Genomic DNA, 9,488 nt, shown 5'->3' on the forward strand with positions numbered 1-9,488 from the left:
GGGCGTTCAACGCACCGCGCATGAGCTGTTGAGCACGCGGTAGCCACTTGCCGAACCGTCGGCGGTGGCCGGAACGGTGTAGTGGGCGCGGCAGCTCTGATTCGCCTTGCTCCCCCAACGAATCACCAGCTCGCCATGATCCTGATTGCTGCGAATGAACAGGCGTCCACCCTGACCCACCATGGTCAGGTAGTTGCCCTGGTCGTCTTCGACCTGGGCGCCCATGGGCACGCTCTTGCCATCATCACGCGTGACATGCAGCAGCACCGGCGTGCCGGAAATAGTGGGGTATTGCACCAGGCTGATCGCACCGAAGCGCGGAGCGATGGATTGCGACGTGGTTTCCAGCTCTACGGAATCGGAGGTGCCCTTGGGGTCGATGGAGATGTCGTTCTGGCGATAAGGCATCAGGCCTGCGACCAGCGCATAGCCCTTGTCGTTGACCACCGCGTTCGAGGTATTGTCGACTCGGGCTCCGCTGGCACCTTTGGCTTCGATCAGTGCCATGGTCTCGCCCTGCTCGGAGCTGAACGTCACGCCACCGGCATGCGCGACCAGGCTGCCGCTGGCGCCCAGGTTCGCTTGTCGGTACCCGCTGCCGGCGTTCACCCCTGCACTCAAGGTCGTGGTCTGGGCGCGGTATTGCACCGAGGAGCCGCCGCTGCTGTTGGTTCGCCCGTCGTTCTTGTCGGCCGAGCCGTAAAGGTTGTAGCTCAGCTGATTGCGCTCTCCGGCGCTGCCGCCCAGGTTGAGCTGGGTGTTGCTGTTGCCGTTGTCGTCGTAACGCAGGGTGGTGCTGATGTAGTTGGACCGCGTGCGGCCGAATGGAATGTTCACGCCGACCATGTACTGGGTCTGGAACGCGCCGTCGTAGTCACGGGTGCGGCTGGCGCTCAGGTTCAGCGAGCCCCACTTGTAGCCGTTGCTGTAGCCGGCCTGGTAGGTGACGTTGCCGCGCTGGCCGCTGTTCCAGTAGTTCTGCGCCGAACCGGTGAAGTACACGGTGCCGCGCCGCTCACCCAGGGGCTGGTTGATGTTGAGCTGGAAGCGGCTGCGCTGACGAAACAGCGACGTGCTGTCGCGGCTTTGCAGTTGTGCGTAGTCGCTGAAGTTCAGGTAGCCCTCGCTGGAAAAGCGATACGCCGCCACGGTGAAGTTGGTCTGCGTGGCGTCCAGCAGCTTGCTGTAGGTGAGCCGATAACTGCGGCCGCGCAGGGTCGTGTCGATGCCTTCATGGGTAGGGGCCAGGTCGCTGGCGCGCGACTCGGTGACGTCCAGCGCCATGGCACCTAGAGGCGTGCTCCAGGCCGCACCTGCCTGTACCGCCAGGTAGCGTTCGGCAACGATGCTGCCGGTATAGGCACTCCAGCGATCCGAGACACCGCGCTGATAGGTGCCTTGGATGAAGTCCGGATTGCTGCTCAGGTAATCGTCGCGATATTGCCCGGCGGTCAGGTTGAAACGAGTGGTGCCGGGGCGCAGCAGTTGCGCGACCGAGGCGAACGGGACCACGAAGGAGCGAGTGCGCCCATCGGCCTCGGTGATGGTAACCGACAGGTCCCCCGAATAGCCGGTGCTGTAGAGGTCGTTGATGACGAACGGCCCCGGCGCCACGGTGGTTTCGTAGAGGATGCTTTCGCCCTGGCGAATGGTCACCTTGGCATTGGTGTCGGCCACGCCCCGCACCGGCGGTGCGAAGCCGCGCATGGAGTCGGGCAGCATGCGATCGTCACTGCCTATCTGGACGCCGCGAAACGGCACGCTGTCGAACAGCTCGCCGGGGGTGTAGTACTCACCCAGGGTCAGTTGCGATTTCAGGCCGGTGAGATCGTGCTGAACATAGCTGCTGGTGGACTGGTAGCCGCTGCGTGAAGGGCCGTTTGCCGATTTGCTGTAGCTGTAGGAGCCGTTGTGTCGCAGCCGCCAGTCACCCAGGTTGACCCCGGTGTTGAGCCCCACGTACGACTGGGTGCTGGTCAGCCCGCGCGTATCGCTCTGGTACACATTGGTGTTGTAGTTGGCGAAGCCCGCGTTGATGCCGCTGTCCCAACTCTTTGGATCGACATAGCCGCGAGACACCCGCTTGAGGTACGCCTGGGCAATGGTCAGATCGGCGCGCAGCTCGCTCATGTCGACGTCCACGCCAATGCCTGCCGCCAACCGTGACGGTTCCACGCAGTTGGCGTCGGCCAGCAGCGACTGCAAGTTGTTCTGGTCGGGAAGGGCGTCCATGTTCAGGCCCCAGCGCTTCAGATCATCGAGCTTGAAACAGAAGCGCGCCGGTGCATTGGCTCGTTCCTTGGCGATGATCAGGGGTTCACGCCCCTGCCAGTTGCCGTTGAGATAGACATCGACCCGGTAGGTACCGGGTGTCAGTGGGTTGCCGTTCTCGAAGGCCGAGACGTCCAGCGCGCGGCCCTGGCTGTCGGTCATGAAGGCCGGGTTGAAGTTGATGTGTTCAGCGTCATCGGCCCCTGCCGCGCAGGGTGTGACAAGTGCCAGCAGCAAACCGCAGGCATGGGGCCGCGATGCCGCGAAGTGGGCACGCAGGCGGGTAATTTCAAACATGAGTAGGCGTCCTGAACAGGCCTGCTACATGACAGCAAGCGACCAAAGCCCAACCGGACTGGCTGGCGTTATCGTGGTGAGGGGGTGGGGCGTGGCTCGGGTGAAGACGAAGGCGTCAGCGCGCGAGCCGAGTCTCGACCGACTTGGCAGCGCCATAGTCGTTGAGCCATTCATAGCGGACCGTTGCATTGCCCTGGGGCACGCTCTGCAGGCCCTGCAAGGGGAAATCGTGGGTGCCGTGGGGCGCGATCATGCCGCCCTTGCTGGTGTAGGTCTTGTTACCGACCACCAGCTCGGTTTTGTTATACGAGGCGCTGAACGCGGTAGGGTTGCTGCCACGCAGCGCGACGCCCTTGCCGTTAGGCACCAGGCTCCAGGTGATCGCAGCGGGTGTGTCCTCGGCAAAGCCCTTCAATCCCTCGGGACGGAAGAACACCTTGATACGGGAGCGGTAGGCCAACTGCACGAAGTTGCTGTCGGCGTTCTTCGGCAGTGGGGGAACGTCCAGTACGTTGAGCCAGAACACCGACTCCACATCCTGAGGCAGCGGGTCATGGGTGTAGGTCATGCGCAGGGTCTGCGAACGCTGGGCGGCAATGCGCACCACCGGGGGCATCAGCAAAAACGGTGCGTCGGCCTGGTCGGCGCGTGAATCAGGGTTGCCACGGTCCACCCATGCCTGGATCAGCGCCGCCTCGTTGCCCACGTTGTCGAGCTTGATGGTGACTTCCCGTTCCTTGGCAGGGTAGACCAGGCGAGTCCCTGCGATCACCACGTTGGCCATGGCTGGAGCGGTGTTGGTCAATAGCAGCACACTGAACACGGCGCCGGCGGCGCGTGCAATAAACGAAGTTTTCATAGGCTTGGCTCGAAAGGCGCTCGCAGCAAGGCTGCGAGCGATCAAGATCAGTTGTAGTCCATGGAGAACTGCACGTTGGACGTGATCTTTCCCGGCGTAGCCGCGGCGGTGGCTGCGACGTACTGGGCGTAGAACTGCATGGTCGAGGCTTCGCTGGAGATCGCCGTGGACAGCGATCCGGCGTTGGTCTGCAGGTTGACTGGCGCGAAGCTGGCATTGAGGATCTGGATCTGAGCGTTGGAGCCGTCGGCGGTCTGGTTGATCAGGTTGCCGGTGGCCGCATCGACCGAAGCGCCTTGTTCAAAACGCACCAGGGCGGTAGCGCCGGTGCATTTGGTCAGTGCCAGAGAGAACTCGGTACGACCCGCTGTCTGGCCTACCGATGACAGCGAAGACGCTGCAACGCGCGGCATGGTGACGGTCTTGCTGGTTGTGCCGGTGGTATTGCCTTCGATCGCGCAGGTCTGATTGCTCACTTCACCGCTGAAGTTGATGGTGCCGTCTGCTGCCGAGGCGTTCAGGGTGGCGCCGAAAGCTGCGGTAGCGGTGAGTGCGATCAAGATTTTTTTCATTATCAAATTCCCGTGATGTGGACCCTCAGAACGACCGCTAGCAGGCGTTGTGCCAGTGCTCGGGCCTCTGAGGTGGGCAATCATAGGAATCGGATGGCGCGGCCAGAATCAGACAGTTCTTAAAAACTCGGGTGGCCGAAATGCAGCGGATGCCTGAGGCGGATGTGGTAGGGGAGCGGGAGTGATAATCCGATGAATCAAAAATAACAGCCTATTCGTACCTGACAAGCAAAGGTATTTTGCGTGCCCAAGGCTTACTCGTCGCGCCCGACGGCCCTAAGCTGCGCCCATCAGAATCTATTGCAGCTTACGAGGCTACCTTCATGAAAAAGATCCTTCTGCTCAACGGCGGCAAGCAGTTCGCCCACTCCGCCGGCCGCTACAACCAGACCCTGCATGACGCCGCGGTTGCGTTCCTGGATCACTCCGGCTTCGATGTGAAGGAAACCTTCATCGACGGCGGTTACGACATTGCCGAGGAAGTACAGAAGTACCTGTGGGCCGATGTGATCATCTATCAGATGCCGGGCTGGTGGATGGGCGCGCCCTGGACGGTGAAGAAGTACATCGATGAGGTCTTCACCGAAGGCCACGGCAGCCTGTATGCCAACGACGGCCGGACCCGCTCCGACGCCTCGCAGAAGTACGGCAGCGGGGGCTTGCTCAAGGGCAAGCAGTACATGATCGCCGCCACCTGGAACGCCCCGCAGCAGGCGTTCGACGATCCTGCCGATTTCTTCGAAGGCAAAGGCGTGGACGCGGTGTATTTCCCGTTCCACAAGGCCAACGAATTTCTCGACATGACGGCTCTGCCGACCTTCCTCAGCGTCGACGTGATGAAAGTGCCGAACATCGACAACGACGTGGCGCGGTACCAGCAACACCTCGCCAACGTGTTCGACGTAACACCGGCGTAAGCCGCGCCCTTTGTCAGCATGCCAGACAAACGTAGCACCGGCGTAAGCCGGGTCCTGGCTGCCCAGGAGTGCCAGATGCTCCGCATGGTGGGTGACGCGGCTTACGCCGCTGCTACGGAGGTTTGATGGGCGGTGGTAATGTGGCGGGGTTGATCGTCGAGTCTAGGAGGCCCCCGTTGAAGTCACGATCCGATGAGTTGCAGATATTCGTTTCGGTGATCCAGTGCGGCTCCATTTCCGCCGCCGCCGAACAGGTGGGACAGACGCCCTCGGCGGTCAGTCGCACGCTGTCCAAGCTGGAAGCCAAACTGGACACCACACTGATCAACCGCACCACGCGGCGCATGGACCTGACCGAAGAAGGCCGGTTTTTCTTTGAGCAGGCCAAAGACATTCTGGCGCGCATGGACGAGCTGGAAGAGCGTCTTTCGCTGCGCCACCAGACGCCCGCCGGACGCTTGCGCATCAACGCCGCTTCACCGTTCATGCTGCACGCCATCGTTCCCTACGTGGCCGAGTTTCGTCAGCGCTACCCGGATATCATTCTGGAGCTCAACAGCGATGACTTGATCATCGATCTGATCGAGCACAGCACCGACATTGCCATTCGCATCGGCATACTGGCCGACTCTACCTTGCACGCTCGTTCACTGGGCTGCACGCCGCTGAACATCATGGCGAGCCCCGCCTACCTCGCACGCGAGGGTACGCCGCACACCGTCGAGGATCTGGATCGCCATACCCTGCTTGGCTTCACTCAGCCTGACAGCCTCAATCACTGGCCGCTGCGTCATGCTGGCGGCGACCGGTTGCAGATCCGCCCAGGCATTTCCGCATCCAGTGGCGAAACCTTGCGCCAGCTGGCGCTGGAAGGGCAGGGGATCGTCTGTCTTTCGCATTTCATGACCCATGATGACATTCGCCATGGGCGCTTGCAGGTGGTGCTGGAGGACGCTAACAGCGGGTACCGTCAGCCGATCCATGCGGTGTACTACCGCAACTCCCAGTTGGCGCTGAGGATCCAGTGTTTTCTCGATTTCATTCAGGAGAAGCTGGCGGCGTATGCGGTGTGTGAGGGGGTTGAATGATCTGCTGGGGGCTGGCTGGGGTGAGGGGACCATCCACCACAAATCCAACTATTCACATCCACACCCACCCAACCCCCACCTTGCACCCCTTTCCCCCCGCCGCTTACCATGCCTTCACCGCATACCCAGGGCTCATCATGAAGCGCATCGCATTGCTCATCGCCATCGCCACCTTGGCCAGTTGTTCGAGCAAGGGCCCGGATTCCGGGCTGGGCAATGAACAGGCTCAGGGCATGTTCAAGGAGGCCATGTCGCAGCCTCCCGTGCCGCAGAGTGTCATGCGCAACGGTGATCGGCTGAGTTTCATGCTGTTGCAACCCAAGACCGAAACCTCGCCTTTCGGCTTCCTGCTTCAGGTCGATGCCTCCTGTTCCACCCCGAACGCCAATCTGATCTACCTGGACGGCGTCAAACGCATCTATTTCTCCAGCCCCAACGGGCAATACACGCCAGCCAGACCCATCCCGGCCAGCCAGGTAGCGGCCCTCAGTGCCAACCCGGCGTTTCAGCGGGCATGCGCCGCCACGCAAGTGCCGGACTGGCGGATGCTGCAAGGCAGTGGCGACGAGCAGTGGGTCATGATTGACCGCAACAGCTTGAACAGCGCCGACGGCAAGTTGCAATTCTGGGCCGCCTTCGACTCCCCTCTGATCGGCCACGACCAGCCTTATAACGCCCCCTACGCGCAAAAGCGCGAGCGCTACAGTGTCGACTGCACAGCGCAGACCTTCAGCCTGTTGGCCGGCTACGATCTGGACGAGCGCAATGTCGTGACCGACGGCGGGGTGTTCTTCGAGCCCAAGACCTATTCCGTCAAAGGCAGCGATAGCGACTACCAGCGGGTGTTCGGCGCCGCCTGTGGCAAGCCTGAAGCGCTGGCGCAGTTACCGGCGTTCAAACCTCGGGCCAAGGGTGCGGTGCCGGTGAACATGCCCAGTGTGCAGGCACCGGCGCTGTCGGCCGTCAAGCAGTTGAACCTGCCGGTCCCGGCCAAGACCCTCAAGCATCTGGTAGAAACCGGCACCGCCACGCTCAATGGCAAAAGTGCCGAATTCACCGAGGAAATCTTTCTCAGCCAGGACAAGGTGTCTGGCCAGTTGGCGGTGCGCTTCAAAGGGGATACCTATGAGGGGCAGGCGGTGAGTTTTCGCGGCCTGACCGAGCTGGCCCACCAGACCGTGCACAGCGGTGCGGCACCGATGGTCGACACCTTGTCGCTGAGCGGCATCAGTTTCAGCGGCGACTGGAAGAAGATGCCGCTGGGCAGTGTGTTGGGCTATGTCACCGAAGGCAAGATGAGCAACACCGCGGTGGGGGCATATGGCAAGGAACGTCAGGCTTATGAGTGCCGGGTAGAGCAGCAGGTGCCGGCTTCGCAGATCAACAGCAGCTTGAGCGGACAAGCCAAGAAGCTGCGTTGCGCCCATCAGGGCGACAGCCTGCAGCGGGTTGAGACGGTGTACTTCCTGGAGGATTATGGCTATTTCTTCCGCGCCGGAATGGACCCGAACGACGCGTTCTATGACCGGCGGGTGTTGAAGCTGGCTGAGTAGGCAAGGCTGGATTCTGGGGCGCTCCGGCCGGCCCCATCGCGGGTAGAACCCGCTCCCACAGGGGGGACCGTATTTCAGGTTTGCATCTTCGGTGAGAGTGCTGCACCCATTGGGTAGAACCTGCTTCCACAGAGGGATCGGGTTTCAGGTTTGCATCCTTGGTGAGAGTAATGCCGCCATCGCGGGTAGAACCCGCTCCCACAGGGGGGACCGTGTTTCAGGGTTGCATCCTCGGTGAGAGTGCTGCCCCCATCGCGGGGCTGGGGGGATGGGCGCAGTAGCGCTATTGTGGGAGCGGGTTCTACCCGCGATGGGGCCAGCCCTGCCCACATCCATGTCCCTGCTTGGAGACAAACATGCAGTTTGATCTACTGATCCGCCAGGCGCAGATCATTGATGGCAACGACCGGCCGGGCTATGTCGCCGACGTGGGGGTCAGTCAGGGACGCATCCTGCGCATCGGCGAGCTCAGCGCCCATACCGCCGTCGAGGACATCGACGGCCATGGCCGTGTGCTGGCGCCGGGGTTCATCGACGTACACACCCATGATGACACCGCGGTGATCCGCCGGCCGCAGATGCTGCCTAAGCTCAGCCAGGGCGTGACCACGGTGGTGGTGGGCAACTGCGGCATCAGCGCCGCGCCGGTGAGCTTGCGTGGCGACCCTCCCGATCCGATGAACCTGCTCGGCACGGCGAAGGATTTCATCTACCCGCGCTTCGCCGACTATCGCGCTGCGGTCGAGGCTGCTCAGCCGGCCCTGAACGTTGCTGCTCTGGTGGGCCACACCGCGCTTCGCAGCAACCACATGGACGACCTCTACCGCACGGCAACTGCTGGGGAAATCAGCGCGATGCGCCAGCAGCTCCGGGAGTGCCTGGCCGACGGTGCGCTGGGACTGTCCACGGGGCTGGCCTATGCCAGCGCTTACTCGGCCTCCACCGATGAAGTGCAGCAATTGGCCGAAGAACTCCAGGGTTGTGGCGCGGTGTACGCCACCCACCTGCGCAGCGAATTCGAACCGGTGCTGGAGGCCATGGACGAAGCGTTCCAGATTGCTCGCCATGCCCGAGCGCCGCTGATCATCTCCCACCTCAAGTGTGCTAGCGCGGGTAATTGGGGGCGCAGCCCGCAGTTGATCCAGGCGCTGGAGACGGCCGCACAAGGGCAACCGGTGGGGTGCGATTGCTATCCCTATGCAGCGAGTTCTTCGACGCTCGATCTCAAGCAGGTCACCGATGCGCACCGCATTACCATCACCTGGTCGACCCCGCACCCGGACATGAGCGGGCGCGACTTGATCGATATCGCCGAGCAATGGGGGCTGTCGCTGATCGAAACGGCCACTCGGTTGCAGCCTGCGGGTGCGGTGTACTACGGCATGGACGAGAGCGACGTGCGACGCATTCTGGCTCATCCGTTGTCGATGATTGGCTCGGACGGCTTGCCGGATGATCCCTTTCCCCATCCTCGGCTGTGGGGTGCGTTCCCGCGGGTACTGGGGCATTACAGCCGCGATGTGGGGTTGTTTGCGCTGCACACGGCGGTGCACAAGATGACCGGGCTGAGTGCTGCACGGTTCGGTCTGGTGGGGCGCGGGCTGATCGAAGAGGGGTATTGCGCGGACCTGGTGTTGTTCGATGCCGAGCGGGTGCGGGATGTGGCGGATTTCAGCGAGCCGCAGCAGGCGGCGCAAGGGATCGAAGGGGTTTGGGTGAATGGGGTGTGTAGTTTTGTGGCGGGAGGGGCAACCGGACGCAGGGCTGGACGGTTTTTGCGGCGGGAGGGGGAATAGTTGGGTGGGGGGCGTGGTTCGGCGTAGGGATTTGTGGGGGATGGTCCCCTCACCCTAGCCCTCTCCCTGGGGGAGAGGGGACTGTATGGCGGTGTTGCGGCTGTCGGGGATCTGCTTTAGCCCCCTCTCCCTCAG

Annotated in this window: 7 protein-coding genes; 4 read left to right on the forward strand and 3 right to left on the reverse strand. The window is 62.3% G+C overall.

All coding sequences use genetic code 11. The features are described from left to right. Positions 1-6: 6 nt before the first annotated feature. From B3397_RS04925 to B3397_RS04935, 3 genes are all read right to left on the reverse strand, one after another. Positions 7-2,568 carry a fimbria/pilus outer membrane usher protein gene (locus B3397_RS04925; RefSeq protein WP_296247805.1) on the reverse strand — a complete coding sequence of 854 codons (2,562 nt, stop codon included), beginning with the start codon at positions 2,566-2,568 and terminating at the stop codon, positions 7-9. Positions 2,569-2,683: 115 nt separating this feature from the next. Then, entirely contained in the window at positions 2,684-3,427 is a 744-nt protein-coding gene (locus B3397_RS04930; RefSeq protein WP_296247806.1) for a fimbrial biogenesis chaperone, read from the reverse strand. 47 nt (positions 3,428-3,474) lie between these two features. Further along, a complete protein-coding gene (locus B3397_RS04935; protein ID WP_296247807.1) occupies positions 3,475-3,999 on the reverse strand; it encodes a fimbrial protein in 525 nt (174 codons plus the stop codon). 323 nt (positions 4,000-4,322) lie between these two features. Here B3397_RS04935 and B3397_RS04940 point away from each other — a divergent pair, with 323 nt between their 5' ends. The 4 genes from B3397_RS04940 to B3397_RS04955 all read left to right on the forward strand — a co-directional run bounded on the left by B3397_RS04940 (position 4,323) and on the right by B3397_RS04955 (position 9,353). Continuing rightward, entirely contained in the window at positions 4,323-4,916 is a 594-nt protein-coding gene (locus B3397_RS04940) for an NAD(P)H-dependent oxidoreductase (RefSeq protein ID WP_296247808.1), read from the forward strand. Between the two features lie 176 nt (positions 4,917-5,092). After that, the gene (locus B3397_RS04945; protein ID WP_296247809.1) at positions 5,093-6,004 is read left to right on the forward strand and encodes a LysR family transcriptional regulator; all 912 of its coding nucleotides are present in this window, start codon (positions 5,093-5,095) and stop codon (positions 6,002-6,004) included. A 137-nt stretch (positions 6,005-6,141) separates the two neighbouring features. Beyond that, positions 6,142-7,557 (forward strand): hypothetical protein, encoded by a 1,416-nt coding sequence (locus tag B3397_RS04950; protein ID WP_296247810.1) that lies wholly within the window; start codon positions 6,142-6,144, stop codon positions 7,555-7,557. Positions 7,558-7,913: 356 nt separating this feature from the next. Continuing rightward, positions 7,914-9,353 (forward strand): N-acyl-D-amino-acid deacylase family protein, encoded by a 1,440-nt coding sequence (locus tag B3397_RS04955; protein ID WP_296247811.1) that lies wholly within the window; start codon positions 7,914-7,916, stop codon positions 9,351-9,353. Positions 9,354-9,488: the final 135 nt, after the last annotated feature.

It is taken from the genome of Pseudomonas sp. UBA4194 (assembly GCF_002379585.1).
Classification (GTDB): Bacteria; Pseudomonadota; Gammaproteobacteria; order Pseudomonadales; family Pseudomonadaceae; genus Aquipseudomonas.

Coding starts and splice junctions, on each gene's coding strand:
- B3397_RS04935 (WP_296247807.1), bottom strand. CDS start 3,999: ATGAAAAAAATCTTGATCGCACTCACCGCTACCGCAGCTTTCGGCGCC.
- B3397_RS04930 (WP_296247806.1), bottom strand. CDS start 3,427: ATGAAAACTTCGTTTATTGCACGCGCCGCCGGCGCCGTGTTCAGTGTG.
- B3397_RS04925 (WP_296247805.1), bottom strand. CDS start 2,568: ATGTTTGAAATTACCCGCCTGCGTGCCCACTTCGCGGCATCGCGGCCC.
- B3397_RS04950 (WP_296247810.1), top strand. CDS start 6,142: ATGAAGCGCATCGCATTGCTCATCGCCATCGCCACCTTGGCCAGTTGT.
- B3397_RS04940 (WP_296247808.1), top strand. CDS start 4,323: ATGAAAAAGATCCTTCTGCTCAACGGCGGCAAGCAGTTCGCCCACTCC.
- B3397_RS04955 (WP_296247811.1), top strand. CDS start 7,914: ATGCAGTTTGATCTACTGATCCGCCAGGCGCAGATCATTGATGGCAAC.